Origin of the sequence: Vibrio sp. MMG023 (assembly GCF_021654215.1) — a bacterium.
GTDB classification, from domain to species: domain Bacteria; phylum Pseudomonadota; class Gammaproteobacteria; order Enterobacterales; family Vibrionaceae; genus Vibrio; species Vibrio jasicida.
In genome coordinates, this window is sequence record NZ_JAKFZP010000003.1 from 570,783 (window position 1) to 595,012 (window position 24,230).

General features: G+C 44.6%; 24 protein-coding genes, 1 riboswitch and 1 other annotated feature. Of the genes, 17 read left to right on the forward strand and 7 right to left on the reverse strand.

Annotated elements, in window-relative coordinates; all coding sequences use genetic code 11:
* The first annotated feature begins 7 nt into the window (after positions 1 to 7).
* From L1076_RS12260 to L1076_RS12285, 6 genes are read left to right on the forward strand one after another with little or no spacing between them, the layout of a single operon-like run.
* Positions 8 to 1,318, forward strand: coding sequence for an NAD(P)/FAD-dependent oxidoreductase (locus L1076_RS12260; RefSeq protein WP_237303691.1), 1,311 nt, complete (start codon positions 8 to 10; stop codon positions 1,316 to 1,318).
* A gap of 1 nt (position 1,319) precedes the next feature.
* Positions 1,320 to 2,138 carry a DUF1365 family protein gene (locus tag L1076_RS12265; RefSeq protein WP_038867076.1) on the forward strand — a complete coding sequence of 273 codons (819 nt, stop codon included), beginning with the start codon at positions 1,320 to 1,322 and terminating at the stop codon, positions 2,136 to 2,138.
* Positions 2,132 to 3,388, forward strand: a complete 1,257-nt coding sequence (locus tag L1076_RS12270) for a cyclopropane-fatty-acyl-phospholipid synthase family protein (protein WP_186174682.1) — start codon at positions 2,132 to 2,134, stop codon at positions 3,386 to 3,388. Before L1076_RS12265 ends, L1076_RS12270 begins: the two co-directional genes overlap by 7 nt.
* Positions 3,389 to 3,394: 6 nt before the next feature.
* Positions 3,395 to 3,907 carry a DUF2878 domain-containing protein gene (locus L1076_RS12275; RefSeq protein ID WP_237303692.1) on the forward strand — a complete coding sequence of 171 codons (513 nt, stop codon included), beginning with the start codon at positions 3,395 to 3,397 and terminating at the stop codon, positions 3,905 to 3,907.
* Positions 3,867 to 4,451, forward strand: coding sequence for a chalcone isomerase family protein (locus tag L1076_RS12280; protein WP_237303693.1), 585 nt, complete (start codon positions 3,867 to 3,869; stop codon positions 4,449 to 4,451). Before L1076_RS12275 ends, L1076_RS12280 begins: the two co-directional genes overlap by 41 nt.
* A 17-nt stretch (positions 4,452 to 4,468) precedes the next feature.
* The gene (locus L1076_RS12285) at positions 4,469 to 4,987 is read left to right on the forward strand and encodes a DUF3833 domain-containing protein (RefSeq protein WP_038867167.1); all 519 of its coding nucleotides are present in this window, start codon (positions 4,469 to 4,471) and stop codon (positions 4,985 to 4,987) included.
* A 248-nt stretch (positions 4,988 to 5,235) separates the two neighbouring features.
* On the opposite strand, the gene purB is transcribed toward L1076_RS12285, so the two are convergent.
* From purB to mnmA, 3 genes are all read right to left on the reverse strand, one after another.
* Positions 5,236 to 6,606, reverse strand: a complete 1,371-nt coding sequence (purB, locus tag L1076_RS12290; RefSeq protein ID WP_038867096.1) for an adenylosuccinate lyase — start codon at positions 6,604 to 6,606, stop codon at positions 5,236 to 5,238.
* 153 nt (positions 6,607 to 6,759) lie between these two features.
* Complete coding sequence (gene hflD / locus L1076_RS12295) at positions 6,760 to 7,377, reverse strand: high frequency lysogenization protein HflD (RefSeq protein WP_038867098.1); 618 nt, start codon at positions 7,375 to 7,377, stop codon at positions 6,760 to 6,762.
* A 10-nt stretch (positions 7,378 to 7,387) separates the two neighbouring features.
* On the reverse strand, positions 7,388 to 8,530 hold the full coding sequence (mnmA, locus tag L1076_RS12300) for a tRNA 2-thiouridine(34) synthase MnmA (RefSeq protein ID WP_038867100.1): 1,143 nt from the start codon (positions 8,528 to 8,530) through the stop codon (positions 7,388 to 7,390).
* A gap of 190 nt (positions 8,531 to 8,720) precedes the next feature.
* Between mnmA and L1076_RS12305 the strand changes: the two genes are divergently transcribed.
* Both L1076_RS12305 and L1076_RS12310 read left to right on the forward strand, forming a co-directional pair.
* Positions 8,721 to 8,990, forward strand: a complete 270-nt coding sequence (locus tag L1076_RS12305; RefSeq protein ID WP_038867102.1) for a hypothetical protein — start codon at positions 8,721 to 8,723, stop codon at positions 8,988 to 8,990.
* 116 nt (positions 8,991 to 9,106) lie between these two features.
* Positions 9,107 to 10,411: an inosine/guanosine kinase gene (locus L1076_RS12310; RefSeq protein ID WP_038881454.1), complete on the forward strand. Its 1,305-nt coding sequence runs from the start codon at positions 9,107 to 9,109 to the stop codon at positions 10,409 to 10,411.
* 133 nt (positions 10,412 to 10,544) lie between these two features.
* On the opposite strand, the gene L1076_RS12315 is transcribed toward L1076_RS12310, so the two are convergent.
* Positions 10,545 to 10,952, reverse strand: a complete 408-nt coding sequence (locus L1076_RS12315) for an H-NS family nucleoid-associated regulatory protein (protein WP_038867108.1) — start codon at positions 10,950 to 10,952, stop codon at positions 10,545 to 10,547.
* Positions 10,953 to 11,551: 599 nt separating this feature from the next.
* A riboswitch (Lysine riboswitch) is annotated at positions 11,552 to 11,732 on the forward strand.
* A gap of 109 nt (positions 11,733 to 11,841) precedes the next feature.
* Here L1076_RS12315 and tet(35) point away from each other — a divergent pair.
* From tet(35) to hisIE, 9 genes are all read left to right on the forward strand, one after another.
* The gene (gene tet(35) / locus L1076_RS12320; protein WP_038881452.1) at positions 11,842 to 13,443 is read left to right on the forward strand and encodes a tetracycline efflux Na+/H+ antiporter family transporter Tet(35); all 1,602 of its coding nucleotides are present in this window, start codon (positions 11,842 to 11,844) and stop codon (positions 13,441 to 13,443) included.
* A gap of 180 nt (positions 13,444 to 13,623) precedes the next feature.
* Positions 13,624 to 13,762, forward strand: a sequence feature (His leader region).
* 53 nt (positions 13,763 to 13,815) lie between these two features.
* Positions 13,816 to 14,712 carry an ATP phosphoribosyltransferase gene (gene hisG, locus L1076_RS12325; protein WP_038867112.1) on the forward strand — a complete coding sequence of 299 codons (897 nt, stop codon included), beginning with the start codon at positions 13,816 to 13,818 and terminating at the stop codon, positions 14,710 to 14,712.
* A 5-nt stretch (positions 14,713 to 14,717) separates the two neighbouring features.
* A complete protein-coding gene (gene hisD, locus L1076_RS12330) occupies positions 14,718 to 16,028 on the forward strand; it encodes a histidinol dehydrogenase (protein WP_038881450.1) in 1,311 nt (436 codons plus the stop codon).
* Between the two features lie 12 nt (positions 16,029 to 16,040).
* A complete protein-coding gene (gene hisC / locus L1076_RS12335; protein ID WP_237303694.1) occupies positions 16,041 to 17,081 on the forward strand; it encodes a histidinol-phosphate transaminase in 1,041 nt (346 codons plus the stop codon).
* A gap of 71 nt (positions 17,082 to 17,152) precedes the next feature.
* A complete protein-coding gene (gene hisB, locus L1076_RS12340; protein ID WP_038867120.1) occupies positions 17,153 to 18,226 on the forward strand; it encodes a bifunctional histidinol-phosphatase/imidazoleglycerol-phosphate dehydratase HisB in 1,074 nt (357 codons plus the stop codon).
* 26 nt (positions 18,227 to 18,252) lie between these two features.
* Entirely contained in the window at positions 18,253 to 18,867 is a 615-nt protein-coding gene (gene hisH / locus L1076_RS12345; RefSeq protein ID WP_017821716.1) for an imidazole glycerol phosphate synthase subunit HisH, read from the forward strand.
* Between the two features lie 12 nt (positions 18,868 to 18,879).
* Positions 18,880 to 19,617 carry a 1-(5-phosphoribosyl)-5-[(5-phosphoribosylamino)methylideneamino]imidazole-4-carboxamide isomerase gene (gene hisA, locus L1076_RS12350; protein WP_042604995.1) on the forward strand — a complete coding sequence of 246 codons (738 nt, stop codon included), beginning with the start codon at positions 18,880 to 18,882 and terminating at the stop codon, positions 19,615 to 19,617.
* Positions 19,599 to 20,372: an imidazole glycerol phosphate synthase subunit HisF gene (gene hisF, locus L1076_RS12355; RefSeq protein ID WP_004749837.1), complete on the forward strand. Its 774-nt coding sequence runs from the start codon at positions 19,599 to 19,601 to the stop codon at positions 20,370 to 20,372. The genes hisA and hisF overlap by 19 nt, the downstream gene beginning before the upstream one ends.
* A complete protein-coding gene (hisIE, locus tag L1076_RS12360; protein WP_038867126.1) occupies positions 20,369 to 21,004 on the forward strand; it encodes a bifunctional phosphoribosyl-AMP cyclohydrolase/phosphoribosyl-ATP diphosphatase HisIE in 636 nt (211 codons plus the stop codon). The genes hisF and hisIE overlap by 4 nt, the downstream gene beginning before the upstream one ends.
* A gap of 281 nt (positions 21,005 to 21,285) precedes the next feature.
* Here the strand turns inward: hisIE and L1076_RS12365 are convergent, their stop codons facing one another.
* The 3 genes from L1076_RS12365 to lpxH form a co-directional block, all read right to left on the reverse strand.
* Positions 21,286 to 21,795, reverse strand: a complete 510-nt coding sequence (locus L1076_RS12365; protein ID WP_063344748.1) for a YchJ family protein — start codon at positions 21,793 to 21,795, stop codon at positions 21,286 to 21,288.
* A 352-nt stretch (positions 21,796 to 22,147) separates the two neighbouring features.
* Entirely contained in the window at positions 22,148 to 23,362 is a 1,215-nt protein-coding gene (locus tag L1076_RS12370) for an EAL domain-containing protein (RefSeq protein WP_237303695.1), read from the reverse strand.
* Between the two features lie 99 nt (positions 23,363 to 23,461).
* The gene (gene lpxH / locus L1076_RS12375; RefSeq protein ID WP_038881441.1) at positions 23,462 to 24,199 is read right to left on the reverse strand and encodes a UDP-2,3-diacylglucosamine diphosphatase; all 738 of its coding nucleotides are present in this window, start codon (positions 24,197 to 24,199) and stop codon (positions 23,462 to 23,464) included.
* Between the last annotated feature and the right edge of the window lie 31 nt (positions 24,200 to 24,230).

Below are 24,230 nucleotides of genomic sequence, written 5' to 3' on the forward strand. Positions count from 1 at the left end.
AAGAAGCATGAACACGGTAGGAAGAAAAAAAGTCGCGATTATTGGAACGGGTATTTCTGGCCTGACTTGCGGTTACTACTTACACAAAGAACATGACGTGACGTTATTTGAGGCCAACGACTACATTGGTGGACACACCGCCACTGTCGATGTGAACGTTGCTGGCAAAGACTACGCTATTGATACTGGGTTTATCGTTTACAACGACCGTACTTACCCTAATTTCATCCAAATGATGAACGAGATAGGTGTGGAAGGGTTACCAACACAAATGAGTTTCAGCGTACGAAATGACAGCAATGGGTTAGAGTATAACGGCCATACGGTTTCAACGCTGTTTGCGCAAAAGCGTAACTGGGCAAACCCTAAGTTTTATCGTTTCATTTTCGAAATTCTTCGCTTCAACAAACTGGCAAAACGTTTTGCCAATGAGCAATCAACAGATTCACAGACGCTGGGCGAGTTTCTTGACGAGCACAAATTCAGTCCTTTCTTTTCTGACAATTATATATTGCCGATGGGTGCCGCGATTTGGTCGTCGACGTTAGCGGACATGCGTGCGTTTCCACTCATGTTCTTCTTACGTTTCTTCTTAAACCACGGTTTGTTAGATGTGACGAACCGACCGCAATGGTATGTAATAAAAGGGGGGTCGCGTGCTTACATCCCACCACTGACCAAAGGCTTTGCAGATAAAATTCGACTCAATAGCCCGGTTGAGAAAGTCGTTAGAAGTGACAACGGTGCAGGTGTTCAGGTAGATGGTGAGACGTATTGGTTTGATGACGTTATCTTCGCCTGTCACAGTGATCAAGCGATGAAAATGCTCAATGAAATCTCGCCTCTAGAACAAGATATTTTGGGCAATATGACTTATCAAGCGAATGAAGTGGTTTTACACACGGACATTAGTTTGTTGCCAAAACGCAAAGCGGCGTGGGCGGCATGGAACTATTTGTTGGATGGCAGTGACGGCGAGCAGCAACGTCTACCTTCGCTGACTTATAACATGAACATTCTTCAGCACGTTCAATCAGAGAATACGTTTTGCGTAACGTTGAACAGTAGCAATCAAATCAACCCAAACAAGATTCTACGCTCATTCACTTATCATCACCCTGTATTTACCACGGAGTCGATAGCAGCGCAGCAGCTCAAAGATGAGATGCAAGGAAAGCAAAGCTCTTGGTTCTGTGGCGCTTATTGGTACAACGGATTCCATGAAGATGGTGTACGTAGTGCACTTGACGTAGTGAAAGGCTTGGAAGAAAAGTACCGCGATCAAAATGTGGTTCCTTTTGAAAAAGGCGCGGCGTGATATGGGGAGCGAGATGAACAGCAGACTATTTATTGGCAATGTTCGTCATCGCCGATTTACCCCAGTTAAGCATGAACTGAACTACTCTCTGTTCATGCCTGCGATTGATGTCGATGAGCTTGTCGAGTTAGAGAAGAATGTATGGGGCTTTGGTTCACGTTGGTGGCACTGGGCTCGTTTCAAGCGCAGCGATTACATTGGTGAAGGTTGCATTAAATCAGCAGTACAAAACAAAGTTGAAACATTAACCGGTGTTCGTTGTTCGGGGAAAGTTATTGCTGTTTGCCACTTGCGCTATCTCGGTCTTTATTTTAGCCCTGTGAACTTTTACTACGTTTACGATGATAAAGGCGAATGGCAGTACCTTCTCGCAGAAGTGAGCAATACCCCTTGGAATGAATGCCATTATTACGCGGTTGCTGCGGATAAGGATGATGAACACTTTGGTTGGGAACAAGACAAAGCATTTCACGTCTCGCCATTTAACCCTATCGACCAGCGTTACCATTGGAAGATAAAACCGTTGACCGACAAACTTAATATCCATCTCGAGTGTCACAAAGGCGAAAAACACTTTGACGCGACGATGGCGATGAAAGGGCAACCTTTTTTGAGTAAAAGCTTACTTAAGTGCTTGATCGTTACACCGATTCAAACGGTAAAAGTAATGGTTGGCATTTATTGGCACGCACTAAAACTCTGGATTAAAGGCGCGCCTTTTTACTCACACCCTAAGTATGCTCAACCAGACACAGCTGTACCTGAGCAAGTGAGTGAAGACGAGAAAAATAATAAGCATAAGGAGAACTCTGCATGTTAAATACGACTTCTATGGCGATGCCGCGAGAATTGACGACGACACAAAAAGCGGCTCGTGGGGTTCTTTTTCAGTGTCTACAGAAAATGGAAATCGGCTGCTTAACTGTGATTGAAAGCTTCAAGACAGAAACAACCGAGCGCAGTGAGAGATTTTCTACACCAAATGGTGATTACAAAGGTTCGCCCGTCGTCGCAACGATAGAGGTGAAGCATCCTGGTTTTTACTCCCGCATTTTGCAAGGCGGGAGCATTGCAGCGGGTGAAGCTTACATGGACGGCTGGTGGGATAGCCCAGATTTGACTGCACTGATGAAGCTAATGGCGCTCAACATGCGAGCCCTCGATAGACTTGAAGAGCAAGGCAGTTGGTTGACTAAGATATTGTATAAATTTAGTCACTGGACAAACCGAAACTCTCAAGAGAATTCGCGCAAGAATATACACGCACATTACGATTTGGGTAATAACCTCTATGAAGCGTTTCTTGACACCAACATGCTGTATTCATCAGCACTCTATAACCAAGAGAGCGACTCATTGGAACAGGCACAAATCAATAAGATGGATCGTTTGTGCCAACAGCTCGAACTCAAACCTAGCGATCATGTTATCGAGATTGGCACAGGGTGGGGCGCTATGGCGATCTACATGGCTGAGCAATACGGTTGTAAAGTTACGACGACAACCATCTCTGAAGAGCAACATGCTTACGCTGAGCAGAAAATCAAAGAGCGTGGCTTAACAGACAAAGTAACGCTGCTGAAAGAAGATTATAGAAACTTAACCGGAACGTACGATAAGCTGGTTTCTATTGAAATGATCGAAGCGGTCGGTAAACAGTTCTTACCGTCGTACATTAAGAAATGTGAATCTTTGCTGAAGTCAGGTGGTTTGATGGCCATTCAAGCGATAACTATTGCTGACCAGCGTTACGATTACTACAGCAACAACGTCGATTTTATTCAAAAGTACATTTTCCCTGGGGGCTTTCTACCTTCGGTAACATCGTTAACACAAGCGACAACCAAGCACAGTGATTTGGTGGCTCGAGATTTGTTCGATATCGGTCTAGATTATGCGAAAACGCTTAATGAATGGCATTTCCGATTCAATCAAGCAGAGCATGAAGTCAGAAGCTTTGGCTACGATGACCGATTTGTACGAATGTGGCGCTACTACTTGAGCTACTGTGAAGGGGGCTTTTTAGCTCGAACCATCAGTGCTGTGCATATGACCTTTCAACGTCCGTAACCCTTTATGAGACTGTTTATTGCATCAACATGGTTTCAACTCTGCTGGTTCGCCGCCGTGCTTGGAACCTATCAATGGCAATGGCTGACGTTAGTGCTTACGTTACTAACGTTGGTGTATTGTTGGAGAGTCGAGCCTTTCACTCTCAAAAGTGTTGCCATAGTCGTGTTCATGGGCTTGGTACTTGACACCCTCAACAAGCAACTGTCTGTCCTCCTATTCCCAACTGTTTGGTTGCCCATGTGGCTTGTCTGCTTGTGGGTTTTATTTTCTTGGTATGCCTACCAACTCCAGTCAATTTTGTACCGTTTCCCAAAAAACTACGTATCAGTAGTAGGCGGCATCGGAGGAACAGCGAGCTACTTTGCTGGTTACAAGCTCCAAGCCGTTGAATTTGGATTCAACACAAGCATTACCCTCGCAATTTTGTTTGTCGAATGGTGTTTAGTAATGCTTTTGATACTCAGGGTATACGGAAATGAAAAGCTTGAAGAGAAATTGGAAACAGAACCTGACTAACAGTTTGTTGATGACGGCTTTACTTTTTGTGATGTCTTCACAAGCTCAGACGATTACAGGAACAAGCGCTTTACCGATGTGGCAGCAGTGGCAAACGGTTGGAGAAGCACAACTTACTTGGTTCGTTTTTGATGTTTATAAGTCAACCTTGAAAGCACCAGACGGACAGTACCTCGTCTCTAATGACGTTTCTCCTCACCCATTTGCGCTCGAAATTAATTATCAAAGAGACATTAGTAAGCAGCAACTTCTTGATGTGACGGATGAACAATGGCAAAAGCTTGGTTTCACGCAAGCTTACCGTCAGGCTTGGATCTCTAAATTTGGCACCATGTTCCCTAACATCAAAAAAGGCGATGAGCTTACCTACCTCACTGATGGAAAAACAGGGCGACTTATCTATCGACAAGCGGGCAGCAAGCCTTATCAGATAGTTGGTTATGTTAAGGATGAGCGACTCAATGATGCGTTTCTATCCATTTGGTTATCACCAAAAACTGAATTTCCTAAACTTCGTAAACAACTTATTGGGCAGGTAAGGTAGTGAAAGTACTAAAGCGTATCTTAAAAACTTCGATTGTCGCAGCGGTAACACTGCTTGGCGCATGTTCTGCTGATATCGACAATTACCAACCCGCTACTCCAGCCTTCGATTTGTTCGGCTATTTCGAAGGTGATGTCAAAGCATGGGGAATGGTGCAGGATTACACCGATAAGCAAACGCGTCGCTTCGAGGTCGACATCGTCGGTACAGTGAAAGGCAATGAGCTAACACTGGTGGAAGATTTTGTCTTTGATGATGGCGAGCTTGACCAGCGTATATGGGTCATTACCAGACTCGAAGATGGTACTTATCAAGGGAAAGCGGACGACATTATTGGTGTAGCGACCGGTAAAGAGATGGGTAATGCGCTGCAATGGCAATATGACTTCGAGTTGAAAATGGATGATTCAACTATCACGGTATCGTTCGATGACTGGCTTTACCGCCAAGATGAAATGCACGTGTTTAATCTCACCAAGATTAAGAAGTTCGGGGTCGAGGTAGGGACGATTACTCTTTTCTTCCAGAGGCAATAGAAATAAAGAATCGAGATGTGAGATCGCTTCGTTCTGGGAGTCGAGAGTAGCGCGCTATTATTCCAGTAAATGGAAGTTAAGTTTGGGATGTGTTGGCAAAGGTGTCTTTTGAATGGATATAATCGAGTCTTATCCCTCATCCATCACCCCTAAGCGTAGCGTTCTGTAGGGCGAAGCCTGTTACCCCAAAAATAAAGAAAGGGTTGACGCTTTCACGTCAACCCTCACGACTTTTGGAATTCCGAATCTTACAGCTTGTCTGTCAGCTCGATTGCTTGACCGATATAGTTAGCTGGTGTCATCTCTTTCAGGCGTGCTTTCTCGTGCTCAGGAAGCTCAAGGCCGTCAATGAAGTTACGCATTGCTTCGCCGTCTACACGTTTACCACGAGTCAGCTCTTTTAGCTTCTCGTATGGCTTCTCGATGCCGTAACGACGCATTACTGTTTGCACTGGCTCTGCTAGTACTTCCCAGTTCTTGTCGAGTTCAGCAAGAAGCGCTTCACGGTTTACTTCTAGCTTGCTGATGCCTTTTAGCGTTGAAGTGTAAGCGATGATTGCGTAGCCAACACCAACGCCAAGGTTACGTAGAACCGTAGAGTCAGTAAGGTCACGTTGCCAACGAGAGATAGGCAGTTTCTGTGCTAGGTGACCGAATACTGCGTTCGCAAGGCCTAGGTTACCTTCAGAGTTTTCAAAGTCGATTGGGTTAACTTTGTGAGGCATTGTGGAAGAACCGATCTCACCAGCAATGGTTTTTTGCTTGAAGTGGCCTAGTGCAATGTAACCCCAAACGTCACGATCGAAATCAATCAGGATTGTATTGAAGCGTGCAACCGCATCGAATAGTTCTGCGATGTAATCGTGAGGCTCGATCTGAGTTGTGTAAGGGTTCCAAGTTACGCCTAGAGATTCAGTGATGAACTCTTCAGAGAACTGGTGCCAATCTAGCTCTGGGTAAGCAGAAAGGTGTGCGTTGTAGTTACCTACTGCACCGTTGATTTTTGCTAGGATCTCAACGTTTTCGATTTGCTTGAATTGACGCTCCATACGGTACGCCACGTTTGCCATTTCTTTACCCATTGTAGATGGAGAAGCTGGCTGGCCGTGTGTACGAGACAGAAGTGGGATGTCGCGGTATTCAACAGCAAGCGCTTTGATTGCGTCGATTAGGTTGCGAATTTCTGGAAGAATCACAGTTTCACGCGCTTCTTTAAGCATTAGAGCGTGTGATGTGTTGTTGATGTCTTCAGAAGTACATGCAAAGTGGAAGAACTCGTTTACTGCGTGCAGTTCAGGAACGTCTGCTACTTTCTCTTTGAGGAAGTACTCAACCGCTTTAACGTCGTGGTTAGTTGTACGCTCGATCTCTTTGATACGGCGTGCATCTTCTTCAGAGAAGTTTGCAGCAAGGTCGTCTAGGAATTGGTTTGCTTCTGTGCTAAACGCTGGCACTTCTGCAATTTCAGCAGTAGCAGCAAGCTTTTGTAGCCAGCGGATTTCAACGATAGTACGGTACTTAAGTAGACCGTACTCACTGAAAATTTCGCGTAACGCAATTGTCTTGCTTCCGTAACGACCGTCTACTGGTGAAACAGCAGTCAATGCTGACAGTTCCATGATGTTCTCCTGAATTGGGTTTCTAAATTTCGTGAGCTTTATACCAATAACTGTGGCAATTGTCACGAATATTGCGCAAACGTTTGCGCGGGATTTGTTTTGGTAGAAAAAAATGAGCTCGCGATAAACGCGAGCTGCTTATTTATTACCTTATTACATACGAGCAAGAAGAATTTGTGCTTGCTCGACCATCTTTTTGCGTCCAAAGATTAAGTGGCGACGTTTACCGCCAACTTGGCGCCAGAGTACTGCACTACGGATACCTGATAACAACAACGCGCGAACTTTGTGTTGGTTAGAGGTTTGTTGCAGCACGGATGGGGTACCGGTAACTTGAATGCGAGGGCCGATAGGGCTAACAACATCCAAGTAAATGCTTGCTAGGTTGCTGATCATTTGATCGTCCAGCAATTCAAAATGTTCCGTTTGACGCTGAGCCATTTGGATACGGTCACCAAGTTGTGACATTGCATCGTTGCGGCCTGTTAGCTTGCGCTCTAATGCCATTAGGCTAATGATGTAGCGAGTAACTTCACTCCCTGACGGGGTGCTATCAATCCCTTTCACTAAGCACTCAAGACCCAGCTTTAAGTCGGATTCACGACCAAAGACACCAATAGTGTTCGCTGGGTTTGTATTGATAATGGCGTTAATTGACGTTTCAAAGGCATCTTGATCACAATGTCCGTCTTTCGCTGCCTGTTGAACCAATGCAACAGCTTGGCAAATGCCTGCGAAAGCGATAGTACGGTCATAAAGTGTATTCGCCACGTAACGACTCCTAAGCTTGAGAATATTTAATGCGTTGCTCGATGATGCCGCCACCTAGGCACACGTCATCTTTGTAGAACACGGCCGATTGACCTGGCGTCACGGCAATTTGTGGTTCGTCAAAGATCACCTTAATGTTCTCATCATCGATAGGGATGATTGTACAAGGAATATCTTCCTGACGGTAACGTGTTTTCACTGTGCACTTCATAACATCGCGAATTGGTTCACGATCTACCCAGTGAAGTTGTGATGCAAGTAGACCTTCTGATTTTAGCATCGGGTGGTCTTTACCTTGTACCGCGATCAAAACATTACGCTTTAGATCTTTCTCGCCAACGAACCATGGGTCTTCGTTACCGCCGCCGCCTTTACGTCCACCGATGTGAAGACCTTTACGCTGACCAAGCGTGTGGTACATCAGGCCTTGGTGTTGACCAATCACTTCGCCTTCTGGTGTTTCAATGTTGCCAGGTTGCGCAGGTAGGTATTTACCGAGGAACTCAGTGAACTTGCGCTCACCGATGAAACAAATACCCGTCGAGTCTTTCTTCTTCGCGGTGATTAGATCTTGCTCTTCCGCAATGCGGCGAACTTCTGGCTTCTCTAGGTCACCAACAGGGAATAGGCTACGTGCAATTTGCTCGTTGCTTAATGTGTACAGGAAGTAGCTTTGATCTTTGTTGCCATCGAGACCACGTAGCATCTGTGGTTTTTCCTGTTCTTCACCAGATAAAGCGTTCTCTGGGAATGAACGACGTACGTAGTGACCCATTGCAATGTAATCTGCATCAAGCACTTCATCAGCGAACTCTAGGAATGCTTTGAACTTGATTTCTTTGTTACAAAGAATGTCTGGATTTGGTGTACGACCAGCTTTGTATTCTGCAAGGAAGTACTCAAATACGTTATCCCAGTACTCAGCAGCAAAGTTGATGGTGTGTAGGTGAATGCCCAGCTTGTCACATACTGCTTGAGCATCAGCAAGGTCTTCTGCTGCTGTACAATATTCTTCGTTGTCATCTTCTTCCCAGTTCTTCATGAACAGGCCTTCTACTTGGTAGCCTTGTTGCTTTAGAAGATACGCAGAAACAGATGAATCAACGCCGCCGGACATACCGACGATGACTTTCTTTTGGCTGTTATCAGACATTACTAAACACCACTTAAATAAACGGGACGCAGATTCTAACAGAATCCACAGACCGGTGACAGATCCGAGATCGAAATCACACTTCGATTTTGGCTTAAATTTATCCAAATACGAACGTGAGCGTTAAATTCGATAAGTATAGAAGGGTTATATATGGCATAGTTGGCAAAAATCCAAGAGGAAAAATCAAATGACTGAAGAAAACCAATTTATGCAAGAAGCTGAGTTGATTGAAATTGTAGAGAATCAACTTGAAGATGGTAACCCTATTAAAGTCAAAGAGACGTTAATGCGTTTGATGATGACTGGCACACCACGTGAAGATGCGGTTGCGATGATGGCGTGTGCTATGTCTATCGAGATTTTCGACGTGATGAAAAATGAAGGTGAATTCAATCTAAAGCGCTATACCGAACACCTCGAACAGCTGCCTGATTTGGGTTTCATGGAAGGCGAATAGAGCGTTAGAAAATAAAAAGCAGGGTGCAAACGTTTGCTATAATCGCTTTTATTGCTGCTTTATTGTCAGCGGTATAGAATCCATTCTCCTTTTCATCCCTTACTCAGACTAACAATATGAAATTTCCTGGACAACGCAAATCGAAGCACTATTTTCCTGTTCATGCTCGTGACCCATTGGTGAGCCAAGCACAAGAAAGCAAAAAGATGACGCGCACTCACATCATTGGTATTGATCAGACTCTGGTTGATATTGAGGCGAAAGTTACAACGGATGTGATTGAAAAGTACGGTTTGAGTAAAGGACACTCGTTGGTAATTGATGACGCAACAGCAGAAGCGCTTTATCAACAATTAAAAGAAGAATGCCTAATTACCAATGAGTATGCAGGAGGCACGATTGGTAATACGCTACACAATTATTCTGTGTTGGCAGATGACCGCTCAACGCTTCTGGGTGTAATGAGCCAAGATATCAAAATCGGCAGCTACGGTTACCGTTACTTATGTAACACATCAAGCCGCATGGATCTGAACTACCTACAAGGTGTTGAGGGTGCAATTGGTCGTTGTTTTGCTCTTATTACTGAAGACGGTGAACGTACTTTCGCTATCAGCGAAGGTCAAATGAACCAACTTCACCCAGACAATATCCCTGAAAAGATTTTCAAGAGTGCGTCGGCTTTAGTACTGACTGCATACCTTGTTCGTTGTAAAGAAGGCGACCCAATGCCGGAAGCAACGATGCGTGCGATTGAATACGCGAAGAAACACGATGTACCTGTTGTATTAACGCTAGGTACCAAATTCGTTATTCAAGATGACCCTACATTCTGGCAAGAGTTTATTCGCGATAACGTTTCTGTTGTTGCAATGAATGAAGATGAAGCGGAAGCATTAACGGGCGAATCTGATCCTCTAGCAGCATCGGATAAAACGTTAGATTGGGCTGATCTAGTGCTTTGTACTTCTGGCCCTGTTGGCCTATTTATGGCTGGTTACACTGAAGATAGCGCGAAACGTGAAACTTCTTTGCCATTACTTCCTGGTTCTATTGCTGAATTTAACCGTTTCGAATTTAGTCGCCCAGCGAAGAAAGATACGTGCGAGAATGCAATTAAAGTATATTCACATATCTCTCCATACATGGGTGGCCCAGAAAAAATTAAGAACACCAATGGCGCAGGTGATGCGGCATTGTCTGCAGTTCTTCACGATATGGCGGCAAATAAATACCACAAAGAAAATGTGCCTAACTCAAGCAAGCACAGCAATGAGTATTTAACTTACTCTTCATTCTCTCAAGTTTGTAAATACGCAAACCGTGCAAGTTATGAAGTGTTAGTTCAACACTCTCCACGTCTTTCTCGTGGCCTGCCGGAGCGTGAAGATAGTTTGGAAGAAGCATACTGGGAACGTTAATTAATCACGTTGAATTAGGTAATTCCTAGCATACGAAAAATGGCGCATTCCAAATGCGCCATTTTTGTATCTATTTACAGATAAATAAAAAGGTTCCCATTTGGGAACCTTTTTTAATTTCATAAATCTTTTATTAGATTAGGAAATCGTCTAGAGATTTACCTGCATCAAGTTGCTCTTGGATTGATGAAGGTGTACGACCTTGACCCGTCCAAGTTTTTTCTTCGCCGTTAGTGTCAGTGTACTTGTACTTAGCTGGACGAGGAGCGCGTTTAGCTTTCGCTTTAGTCTTCGTTTCGCCAGATAGTGCACTGATTAGTGCTTCAACGTCGATACCGTCTTGAGCGATTTGCTCAGCGATAGCTGCAAGTTTTGCTTCTTGCTCAGCAAGTGCTGCGCGGTCAGCTTCTTCAGCTTCTTTACGCTCTTCAACAACGATAGTTAATTTATCTAGAGCTTCTTCCAATTGTTCTAGAGTCAGCTCACGAGAGAATGCACGAAGGCTACGGATATTTAGAAGTGTTTTAGTCAGCTCTGACATAACGATTCCTATTAATAGGTTAAAAGGTTCAACACTAGTTATCGATACGATTAATTAAATGCTAAACGAGAAATAAAACATAGAGTCCTTATATTTAACTTTATCTTTCTCATATGTGCAAATGCTAATTCATGATTTAGATTAAATTTCTTGGGTTTTTTCGTAATAAAGCAATATTAATTTACAGATATGAATTCTTAATTGAGTTTAACCTCAGTTTTTTCATTATAGATACTGCGTTTTTCTCGATTAGTGGTTTCTTTATTTATATGTTGAATTCTATTTCTCTCAATCTGACAGAAAAGTAGGAAAAGAGGGAAAACCGAATGTCATATTTCTTTCATTTATTGTTAGAACACAAAACATGAAGAATTGATGGTAGTAATAAAGTTTCATAAAAGACAGCATTGTCGTGATTGCAGTTGCTCAATCTATAGGTAGCTCACATTCTATTTATAAATCAAAATTGCGATTATTTATTCATTTAATTTAGTTTGATGTGTTGCATTGGAGGTCTTCATGAGTACAATGGCTGTCACCTGATGCAATATTGCAGATAATTTGTTGTTAATTTGTACAATTAATGGTTAATTATTTGTTGTTGCCGTAGAGGTGCAGTCTCGAAGAGTAGCTATTATTGGGGTGATGCCAATGAATAATAGTGGAAGGCGAAGATTGCCGAAGTAAGTGGCCTATCAAAACCACTTGCTGGGGTTGTCTCTGAAAGGAACAACACTGCCATAGTATATTTACATTAAACTATGGAGCGCTACTGTAGGGTTGGGTGGAGTGTTCGCTTCCCTGTCGCTAAGTTCAACATGAGCACGTACCGTATGCTACGTGACTTGTCTGCAGTAGATCTCTAGCCAAACTTTGGTTTTTGAAGATCATGAATTTAATAGATTTTGCACATTCTCCTGTTTCGTTACTACCGCCGATTGTCGCTTTGACACTGGCGATTTTAACTCGACGCGTATTAGTTTCTCTTGGTGTAGGTATCGTACTTGGTGCGATTCTGCTTAATGATTGGTCTATCGGTAACACGATAGGTTATGTGAGTTCTCAAGTTTCTTCTGTCTTTATTGAAGACGGCGGTCTTAACACTTGGAACATGAGTATTGTCGGTTTCCTAATTCTTTTAGGTATGACAACGGCGCTATTGACGCTATCTGGTGGTACTCGCGCTTTCGCTGAATGGGCGCAAACACGAGTTAAAAGTAAACGTGGCTCTAAACTTCTTGCTGCCTTCTTAGGCGTGTTCATTTTTGTCGACGATTACTTTAACAGTCTTGCTGTTGGTGCGATTTCTCGTCCAGTAACAGACCGTTTCTATGTGTCTCGCGCTAAACTGGCGTACATTCTAGACTCCACCGCAGCTCCTATGTGTGTGATTATGCCTGCTTCAAGCTGGGGTGCTTACATCATTACGATCATCGGCGGTATCTTGGTGTCACACGGCATCACTGAATACTCAGCACTCGGTGCGTATGTTCGTCTTATTCCAATGAACTTCTATGCTGTATTTGCTCTACTTATGGTATTTGCAGTAGCGTGGTTCGGTCTTGATATCGGTAAAATGCGTGAGCACGAAATTGCAGCCTCTCAGGGCCGTGGTTTTGAAAAAGACAAAGAAAACGACACGCAAGAAGCACATGAACTAAACGAAGAGCTAGATATTCGTGAAAGCGAGAAGGGTAAAGTTTCTGACCTAGTTCTCCCTATCGTTACGCTTATCATTGCTACGATCGCTTCTATGCTTTACACCGGTGGGCAGGCCCTAGCCGCTGATGGTAAAGAGTTTGCGCTCCTTGGTGCGTTCGAGAACACTGATGTAGGTACTTCTTTAGTTTACGGTAGCTTGCTGGGCCTTGCGGTTGCACTATTTACCGTACTTAAGCAAGGCATCCCAATGGCGGAAATTGGCCGCACACTTTGGATTGGTGCGAAGTCAATGTTTGGTGCGATCCTTATCCTTGTGTTTGCTTGGACTATCGGCTCTGTTATCGGTGACATGAAGACGGGTTCTTACCTATCGACTATGGCTCAGGGCAATATTAATCCGCATTGGCTACCAGTCATCCTATTCTTGCTATCTGGCCTAATGGCGTTCTCGACAGGTACGTCGTGGGGCACGTTTGGTATCATGCTCCCTATCGCGGGCGACATGGCAGGTGCAACAGACGTAGCGCTTATGCTGCCAATGTTGAGTGCAGTACTGGCAGGTGCGGTATTCGGTGACCACTGTTCACCAATCTCTGATACGACCATTCTGTCGTCGACAGGTGCCCGTTGTAATCACATTGATCACGTATCGACTCAGTTGCCTTATGCATTATCAGTCGCGCTTGTTTCATGCGTGGGTTTTATCGCTCTTGGTATGACTGCATCTATCGTATTCTCTTTCATTGCTGCGTCGATTACTTTTGTTATCGTTTGCGCAATTTTGTCATGGCTTTCTAAGTCAAAAATGGCATCATGTCAGAACGCTTAATTGCTTGATAATTAAAATAAAATAAAAGGGGGCTTCGGCCTCCTTTTTTATTTGTATTATACAATTCGATTTTTTTTAAAATTAAGGGTTGAAAAAAAGAATCAGCTTGGTTAGTGTGGTTACTAACAAAGCAACTAAGACGAGCCTTGAAATAAGTATGCGCAATTTTGTAATGAACATTCATCACCATCATCACCCAATTTAGTCTTTCGGGAGATGCGCGCATACCCGGGAGACAGGATACTCCCGGAGGTGAAAATCAAAGTGTAAACAGATTTCAAACCCTCGGGAGACCAAAATCTCTCGAGGGTTTTTTAGTTTTACTGGTTTATAAAATATTTAGATTATCGAATCTGGCACAGGGATAAAGCAATGCAAACACAACGCTTAAGAATCGCAATTCAGAAAAAAGGCCGCCTAAGTAAAGAGAGCCAAGCTCTATTGAAAAAGTGTGGTGTGAAATTCAATGTAATGGGTGAGCGTCTGGTCGTTCATTCTGAAAATATGCCCATTGATTTGTTATTAGTTCGCGATGATGACATCCCAGGTTTAATTATGGATGGTGTTGTTGACCTAGGTTTTATTGGTGAGAATGAATTAGAAGAAGTTCGTTTAGACCGTAAAGCTTTGGGCGAACCTTATGACTTTGTTCAGCTTCGTCGTCTTGATTTTGGCGGCTGCCGTTTGTCTATCGCAATCGACAAAGACGAAGAATATAACGGTCCTCAAGATCTAGCAGGCAAACGCATCGCAACCACGTACCCGCAACTGCTAAAAGCTTACATGGATGAAGCGGGTGTACCGTTCTCAACTTGTATGCTGACAGGCTCTGTAGAAGTTGCGCCTCGAGCTGGTCTAGCAGATGCTATCGCTGACTTGGTTTCTACTGGCGCTACGCTAGAAGCCAATGGTCTAAAAGAAGCCGAAGTTATCTTTAAGTCGAAGGCAACGTTAATTCAACGCAAAGGTGAGTTTGACGCCGATAAAGTTGCGCTTATCGATAAGCTATTGACTCGTATGCAAGGCGTGCAGCAAGCAAAAGAGTCAAAATACATCATGCTACATGCGCCTGCTGAGAAGCTTGAGCAAATTAAGTCTCTATTACCGGGTGCAGAAGACCCAACGGTATTGCCTCTATCTGCTGACAAGCAAAAAGTTGCGGTTCATTTGGTAAGTACTGAAAACCTGTTCTGGGAAACCATGGAACAGCTAAAGGAACTGGGTGCGAGCTCAATTCTGGTACTACCAATTGAAAAAATGATGGAGTAATCGCAATGAGAACAGTTGTATGGCAATCGCTGAGTGAAACTCAACAAGACTCGATTCTAGAACGTCCGGCAATCGCAGAAGGCGCAAACATCACTGCTGCGGTTTCTGAAGTAATCGCAAAAGTTCGTAAAGAGGGTGATGCTGCATTATTGGAGCTGACTGAGAAGTTTGACCGTGTGAAGCCGGAATCCATTCGTGTATCAGCTCAAGAAATCGATGAGGCGTCTGCTCGCCTTTCTGAAAAGATGAAAGGCGCGCTTGAGCAAGCTTATGCAAACATCTCGAAGTTTCATAAAGCACAAAAGCCACAACCAATTAAAGTAGAAACTCAGCCGGGTGTCCTTTGTGAGCAGGTAACGCGCCCAATTCAAAAAGTGGGTTTGTACATTCCTGGCGGTAGTGCGCCATTGCCTTCGACTGTTCTAATGCTCGGTGTTCCTGCAAAAATTGCAGGTTGTCGTAAAGTGGTGCTTTGCTCTCCACCGCCAATCGCTGACGAGATTCTGTACGTAGCTAAACTGTGCGGCATTGATGAAGTGTACAACGTTGGTGGTGGCCAAGCCGTCGCTGCAATGGCTTATGGCACAGAGACTGTATCTAAAGTTGATAAGATCTTTGGTCCAGGTAACGCTTATGTGACGGAAGCAAAACGTCAGGTTAGCAATGATTTCCGCGGTGCTGCGATTGATATGCCTGCAGGTCCATCTGAAGTGCTTGTGATTGCTGATGAAACCGCAGATGCAGACTTTATCGCTGCGGATCTTTTGAGCCAAGCAGAGCACGGTCCTGATTCTCAAGTGGTACTTGTGACGCCTTCTCCTGTTATTGCGGATCAAGTGACGGATGCGGTTCAACGTCAGCTTAAAGAGCTATCTCGTGCGGAGATCGCCGAGCAAGCATTGGCGTCAAGCTTGATTATTATTGCTGAGTCTCTCACTCAATCTATTTCGATTTCAAATTACTACGGTCCTGAGCACTTAATTGTTCAGACTAAGAACCCTCGTGAGCTTCTACCTCTATTAGATAACGCAGGTTCTATCTTCCTAGGTGATTGGTCGCCTGAATCAGCAGGTGATTACGCATCGGGCACCAACCACGTTCTTCCTACTTACGGCTACACACGCACGTATTCAAGCTTAGGTTTGGCTGATTTCTCCAAGCGCATGACGGTTCAAGAACTGTCTGCTGATGGTCTAAAGAACCTTGCGCCAACAGTGGTAACGATGGCGGAAGCAGAAGGTCTGGATGCGCACAAACGTGCAGTGACAATCCGTACTGAGAAACTAACCCGCACAGAAAAGCTGGCAGCTAAGTAAGAGGATATTGAGATGGAAAAGCTAGCGCGCAAACAAGTCCAACAACTTACCCCTTATATGTCGGCTCGTCGAATTGGTGGTACAGGTGACGTATGGCTGAACGCCAACGAATCGCCATTTAACAATGAATACAAAACAGACTTCGCTCGCCTTAATCGTTACAGCGAATGTCAGCCTAAAGAACTGATTTCTGCTTACGCAGCCTATGCGGGTGTAAAACCAGAACAAACGCTGACTTCTCGTGGTGCAGATGAAGGTATTGAATTACTGATTCGTGCATTCTGTGAGCCGGGTGAAGATGCGATTTTATACTGTCCACCGACTTACGGTATGTACGCTATCAGCGCAGAAACCATTGGTGTCGAGCGTAAAACCGTGCCACTAACGTCAGATTGGCAACTAGACCTTGCAAGCATCGAAGCCAATCTAGATAACGTCAAATTGGTTTTCGTATGTTCACCAAACAACCCAACAGGTAACTTGGTCAAGCGTGAAGACATCGTCTCTCTACTAGAAATGACAAAAGACCGTGCAATCGTGGTGATGGACGAAGCGTACATTGATTTTTGCCCGGAAGCTTCAACGGTAGACTTACTGGCGCAATACCCGAACCTTGCGATTTTGCGTACTCTGTCGAAAGCTTTCGCGCTTGCTGGCCTGCGTTGTGGATTTACGCTTGCGAACGAAGAGCTGATTAATGTACTTCTTAAAGTTATCGCACCGTATCCAGTACCAGTACCAGTGGCAGAAATTGCGACTCAGGCGCTTTCAGAAGCTGGTTTAGCGCGAGCCAAGTTCCAAGTGCTCGATTTGAACGCGAACCGTGCTTACTTGCAAGTTGGCCTTTCAATGATTCCGGGTTTGGAAGTGTTTGAAGGATGGGGTAACTACCTATTGGTGAAATTCCCAGATGGCGATGATGTTTTCAAAGCAGCTTGGGATACGGGGATTATCCTGCGTAACTCGCCAATCGAAGACTGTGTGCGTATCAGCGTGGGTAACCGCGACGAGTGCGAAAAAACGCTTGGATTTATTAGAAACTACTACGCATAAGTAGAGATAAAATTAATCGCTCTCGCTCAATAGCGGGAGCGCCAAAAGAATAGCAATAAGGAAGTTCTCGAGTGAGCAAACAACAAAAAATCCTTTTTATTGATCGTGATGGCACCTTAATTGTTGAGCCGCCGATTGATTTTCAAGTCGACCGTTTAGACAAACTAAAGCTAGAGCCATTTGTTATCCCAAGCCTGTTGTCGTTGCAGGACGCTGGATACCGTCTAGTGATGGTCACGAACCAAGATGGTTTGGGTACTGACAGCTACCCACAAGAAGATTTTGATGCACCACACAACATGATGATGGACATTTTTGAATCTCAGGGTGTGAAGTTTGATGACGTGCTGATTTGTCCTCACTTCGATGAAGATAACTGCTCTTGCCGTAAGCCTAAATTAGGCTTGGTCAAAGAGTACCTTCAAGGTGGCAAAGTTGATTTTCAAAACTCCGTTGTGATTGGCGATCGTCAAACCGATCTTCAACTTGCAGAAAACATGGCAATTCGTGGCATTCAATACAACCCAGAAACCATGGGTTGGAAACAGATCCTCAAAGATCTCACAGTGAAGGCTCGCGTTGCTGAAGTGGTTCGCACCACAAAAGAAACAGACATCAAAGTATTCGTTAATCTTGATGAGCAAGGCGGTAACGATATTTCTACAGGTCTTGGCTTCTTTGACCACATGCTGGATCAAATCGCGACGCACGGTGGATTCCAAATGGTGTGCAAAGTGGAAGGTGACCTGCACATTGATGATCACCACACAGTAGAAGATACCGCTCTTGCGTTGGGTCAAGCGTTGAAAGAAGCACTGGGTGACAAACGTGGTATTGGTCGCTTTGGCTTTAGTCTTCCAATGGATGAGTGTTTAGCACAATGTGCACTAGACCTATCTGGTCGTCCTTACCTCAAGTTCGACGCGCAGTTTAGCCGTGAGCAAGTAGGTGATCTTTCAACAGAGATGGTGGTTCACTTCTTCCGCTCTCTGACTGACACATTAGCGTGTACGCTGCACCTGTCTTCTGCGGGCAACAATGATCACCACATCATTGAAAGCTTGTTTAAAGCGTTTGGTCGTACTTTGCGCCAAGCAATCAAAGTAGAAGGCACTGAGCTACCAAGTAGTAAAGGCGTGCTTTAAGGCTAACGTTAGCAAGGAGAAAAACAGTGACAGAACAGAAAGTTGTCATTATCGATACTGGCTGTGCCAACGTCTCTTCGGTGAAGTTTGCTATTGAACGCCTAGGCTATGACGTAACTATTTCAAAAGATCCGCAAGTTGTATTGTCGGCAGATAAGCTATTCCTACCGGGCGTGGGAACCGCTAGCGAAGCGATGAAAAACCTAGAAGAGCGCGATCTGATCAGCTTGGTAAAACAGGTAGAAAAGCCGCTGTTAGGTATCTGTTTAGGCATGCAACTGTTGGGCAAAGTGTCTCAAGAGAAAGGGCAGAAAGCCGACGAGTTGGTTGAGTGTCTTGGGCTTTGTGATGGCGAAGTGAAGCTACTACAAACTGGCGATTTACCGCTGCCGCACATGGGTTGGAATACAGTGTCTGCAAAAGCAGGTAATCCACTTTTCAAAGATATTGAAGAAGGTGAGTACTTCTACTTCGTGCACAGCTTTGCAATGCCTGTTGGGGATTACACGATTGCGGAATGCGAGTACGGCAACCCGTTCACAGCAGCAGTACAAAGCGGTAACTACTACGGCGTACAATTCCACCCTGAGCGTTCTTCAAAAGCGGGCGCGAAGCTTATTCAAAACTTCTTAGAATTATAAAAGGGATTTAGTGTGATTATTCCAGCTCTTGATTTAATTGAAGGACAGGTGGTTCGCCTTTATCAAGGTGATTACGGCCAAGTAACCGAGTACAAAGTCGACCCAGCAGAGCAGTTCAACTTGTACCACCAAGCGGGTGCTAACTGGCTGCACTTGGTGGATTTAACTGGCGCGAAAGACACGACAGCACGCCAACTTGATTTGATTGCAAAGCTACTAGCAAGCACACCAGCGAACATCCAAATCGGTGGTGGTGTGCGTACAGAGCAAGACGTGATTGATCTGTTAGAAGCCGGTGCGCAGCGTGTTGTCGTTGGCTCAACAGCAGTAAAACAGCCAGAGCTTGTGAAAGGCTGGATGGAAAAGTATGGCGCAGAGAAAATCGTTCTCGCGTTAGACATCAACATCGACCAAGACGGCACACGTAGAGTAGCGATTTCTGGTTGGCAAGAAGATTCAGGGGTGACCATCGAAGCTCTGATCAACGATTACTTAACGGTAGGTCTACAACACGTGCTTTGCACGGACATTTCTCGTGACGGTACGCTAGAAGGCTCAAACGTAGAGCTTTACGTCGACCTATGCAAACAGTACCCACAAGTGCAGTTTCAATCTTCAGGTGGCATTGGCTCATTAGCGGATATCGAAGCGCTAAAAGGCAGCGGTGTGGCTGGCGTTATTGTTGGTCGTGCGCTGTTAGATGGTAAGTTCACAGCAGAGGAGGCGTTTGCATGCTGGCAAAGCGAATAATTCCATGTCTTGATGTTCGTGATGGACAAGTGGTAAAGGGTGTCCAGTTCCGTAACCACGAGATCATTGGCGACATCGTTCCTCTGGCACAGCGTTATGCGGAAGAGGGCGCTGACGAGCTTGTGTTCTACGATATTACCGCTTCAAGTGATGGTCGTGTTGTAGATAAAAGTTGGGTCGCTCGCGTTGCTGAAGTGATTGATATTCCTTTCTGTGTGGCTGGTGGTATTAAATCAGCGGAAGATGCAGCGCGCATTCTTGAGTTTGGTGCAGACAAGGTGTCTATCAACTCACCTGCATTGGCAAATCCGCAGCTGATTACTGACCTAGCTGATAAATTTGGCGTTCAATGTATCGTTGTTGGCATCGATTCATACTACGACAAAGAGACGGGCAAGTATCAGGTTTACCAGTTTACTGGTGATGAAGAACGCACCAAAGCAACTCAATGGGAAACACGTGACTGGGTGCAAGAAGTACAAAAGCGTGGCGCTGGTGAAATCGTATTGAACATGATGAACCAAGACGGCGTGCGTAACGGCTACGATATTGAACAACTTAATATGGTGCGTGAAGTGTGTAACGTGCCATTGATTGCATCGGGTGGTGCAGGTGCCATGGAGCACTTCGCAGAAGCCTACCAAAAAGCAAATGTGGATGGCGCGCTTGCCGCATCGGTATTCCATAAGCAAGTCATCAATATTGGTGAACTAAAGCAGTATTTGAAACAACAAGGCATTGAGGTACGACTATGAGTGTGAAAGCCGCCGAAGTAAGTTCGCTAGCTGAGCGAATCAACTGGGAAAAGGTGGATGGTCTGGTACCTGCCATCGTACAAGATTTCCAATCAAGCCAAGTGCTGATGATGGGTTACATGAACCAAGATGCGTTGGCAAGAACGGGCGAAACGGGTCAAGTGACGTTTTTCTCTCGTACCAAGCAACGTCTTTGGACGAAAGGTGAAACCTCTGGCAACGTATTGCAATTGGTGAACATTCAGCTCGATTGTGACAACGATACGCTACTGGTGAAAGTGAATCCCATTGGTCCTACGTGTCACTTGGGTAACACAACTTGCTGGGATGTGGACCCTCAAGAGGAGTCACAAATGGTGTGGCTTCATCAACTTGAGCAGCTATTGGCTGCCCGCAAGAGTGCCGACCCAGATTCCTCTTATACTGCCAGTCTTTATGCCCGTGGCACCAAGCGTATTTCGCAAAAAGTGGGCGAAGAAGGCGTTGAAGTCGCGCTTGCGGCGACGTCGGGCGATAAGGCGGAGTTAGTGTGTGAATCGGCAGACTTGATTTACCACTTAATGGTATTGCTTCAAGACCAAGGTCTATCGATGAATGACGTAGTGAATAAACTGAAAGAGCGTCATAAATAAGCCTGTTATAAATAAATGAAAGCCCCTATGGCTCAAGAGTCTAGGGGATTTTTTAATCTAATATTCTTGATTCGATGGGGAAACCTGACAGCAGAACCCACGGTGATTAGATTCTGAATCACGCTTGTTCTTCGTTGTTGAGAATGACGATATACTTTGTAATGGTACTTGAGACCGCGTTACTTATTTCAAATCGAAGAACACTTTACGTCATTCCGACGAGCCTAGGCGAGATCAGGAATCTCATTAACGCAGGCTTAATAAGCTAGGCGTGGGTGCGATTACCCACAACACTTCTTAAATTTCTTACCGCTTCCACATATACACGGATCGTTACGACCGACCTTTAGGCTGCTTACCGGTTGGCTTAAGCGAGGATCTTGTTCAGGCTCTTTCTCGTCTTCTGGAAATGTGCCGTCAATGTAGTACCAAAGCCCATCTTCTTTCACGAAACGAGAACGCTCGGTCATGCAGTAGCGTTTGCCGTCTTCGTCAAAGTAAGCGTTGAATTCAACAAAACCTTCATTCTCGTTGCTACTCGCTTCGGCTTTTACTACCTCAAGCTTGCACCAATCGCTTTCGATGGATTGGGCAATGCCTTCACGTTGCTCTTCTGCATTACAGCTTGGGTGGTACGTGTTCACCACGTAATCCACTAGACCTAACACATGTGCACTGTAACGAGAGCGCATTAACTGCTCTGGAGTGGTGACGTCAGCATGGTTATTGTGGGCAATTTCACAACACTGTTGGTAGGTGCGGTTAGAGCCGCAAGGACAAGAAGAAGCCATAAAATGAAATCTCGATTAATTAAGCGGTAAAAACAAACAATCTTATATACCCAAGTGACTTCAGGATGCAGGATTCAGAGCGTTGTCATTGCCTCGAGTTCAAGGAAAACAACGAAGCGGAATAGCAAGCTCTTTCCAAGTTGTTTGACACAGAAATCGGGTCAATGACACGCTCCCAGAGGGCGAGTTGACTAAGTTTCTATATTTTGTTGTCGATTCTTGATTTAGAGCCACTAAACTTCTAAATTGCTGTCGAGTCAACAAGCCAAGTCATTCTCGCTGAACCTAGCATCGCGAGGTTACTTGGGTATATCAGTGAGGTTGCAGGTATTCTTTGGGGCATTATAGCCGTTTAGGGCGTTTGAGACAGCAGTTCTTGAGCCCAAGCCGTGGATTGGCTAAACGCTTTGGCTAATTGTGGCTCAGTGAGTTTTAGGGCGGTACAGTATTTCTCTGTCATTTCCCAATCTGCTTTCTCGTAAGCGATGATCATTGAGAGAAGGTAACCCAAAACACCTTTGTGCCCAGTTAAGGCATGTTTAATTTCTTCATCGACAGGTATATCACTGATGACATCTTCAAGAGGTTGGTCGAGGAGAGAGCCTAACAGTGAAAACATCCCAGTAAGAAATGCCTGACCTGGGTCATATTTGGTTTTCATTTGGCTTAACAAAATCTCACACATACGTGCGCGTTGAATCGCTAATGAGTATAGAGAGTCAGGCTTGTCTTCATGTACCGAAGCAATTGCAACAAGAGAAATAAAGCGTCTTAAACGTTCTTCGCCTAGATAAACCAATGCTTGACGGAAAGATTTGATCTTAGTGGTGAGCGTGTAGCCAGAATTGACATAAGTCAGAAGCTTGTACGACAGCGTGACGTCGATAGAGAATAAACGCTCGACTTCGTTAAAGTTAATCGGCTTGTCGGCAATTTCTTTACACAACTGAATCACCGTTAGAAACGCTGGATTGAGGCGTTTCTTCTGAATCATTTCTGGTTTGCTAAAAAAGTACCCTTGAAAATAGTTAAAACCCGCGTCCATTGCTTGCTCGAATTCTTCATAGGTTTCAACTTTCTCGGCCAAGAAATCAATATCAAAATGAGACAGGGCTTGAATATAAATGGCGGCCTTGTCTATCGGCACTAAGCGAATGTCGAATTTGATGATAGCGACGTAAGGTAAGAAGCGTTTCCAAGCTTTGGTTGGAACAAAGTCATCTAACGCTACGCGATAGCCAGAAGAATGAAGGTGTTTAATGGCATTCAACAACTCATCCGTCGGTTCACAGTCTTCGAGAACTTCAACCACTAAGGATTCATTTGGGAATAAAGTTGGTACAAGGTTAACTAAGCTTTGGTAGGGAAAGTTAACAAAGCCAAGTTTATCGCCCAGCGTGCTGTAGTGCGTTGATAGGAAATGATCAGATAGAAGTCGACTAGTAGCCAGCTCAGGTTCTACTTCTGGGAAGGTATTTTTCGGACCGTCACGAAAGAGAAGCTCGTACCCAATGGTACGTTTTTCTCTATCCAGAATCGGTTGGCGAGCTACGTATGAATACTTCAATGCGGTATTATGTTCTGTTTAACTTAGTATTACGATGATAGCGATTTTCTGCAAAATTTCTATGCTTTGAGCGTCAATCTTTTACATGCTTGGCAGGCTTTACTTCATTTCTGTGTGAAACGGCCGTGTTTGAAGGTCAAAACCACCAGAATTTACTTGTAAAACTGAGCCTTGGGTATACCAATCACCTAAGACAATGCGAGTGGTTTTAACACCATTTAGCTCGAAAAAATGTGTATTTGGGCGATGAGTGTGTCCATGAATCATCAGGTTGACGCAATTCTGAGACAGCACGTGTTCAACTTCACCTTGGTTCACATCCATGATATCGAGAGACTTAGTCTTTTTGTCATCGCGAATATTCGATTGAACTTTAGAGACAATTCTTTTTTTAACAAACCATGGAATACGATTAAAAAGCCATTGTAACCAAGGTTTGTGAACCGTCTTGCGAAACTCTTGGTATTTGATGTCGTCAATGCAAAGGGTGTCGCCGTGCAAAATGACGGCTTTTTGGCCGTAAAGATCAATCGTGCACACGTCGTCGAGTAATGTGATGCCGGTTTCCTTACAAAAGCGTTTGCCCAATAAGAAGTCTCGGTTACCTTGGATAAAATAAACAGGGACGCCCATATCCGTTAGTGTTTTAAATTCCGCACGGATTTGGTCTGCAAAAGGGGTGTTATCATCATCGCCAACCCAGAATTCGAATAAGTCACCAAGTACGTACAGGGCTTCAGCCTTGATGGCTTCTGTTCGCATAAAAGTCTCGAAGCATTCGGTAATGTCCGGACGGGAAGGGGCGAGGTGAAGATCAGATATAAATAATGTCGTCATAGAAATAAGGGGAGGCGATGCCTCCCCACTA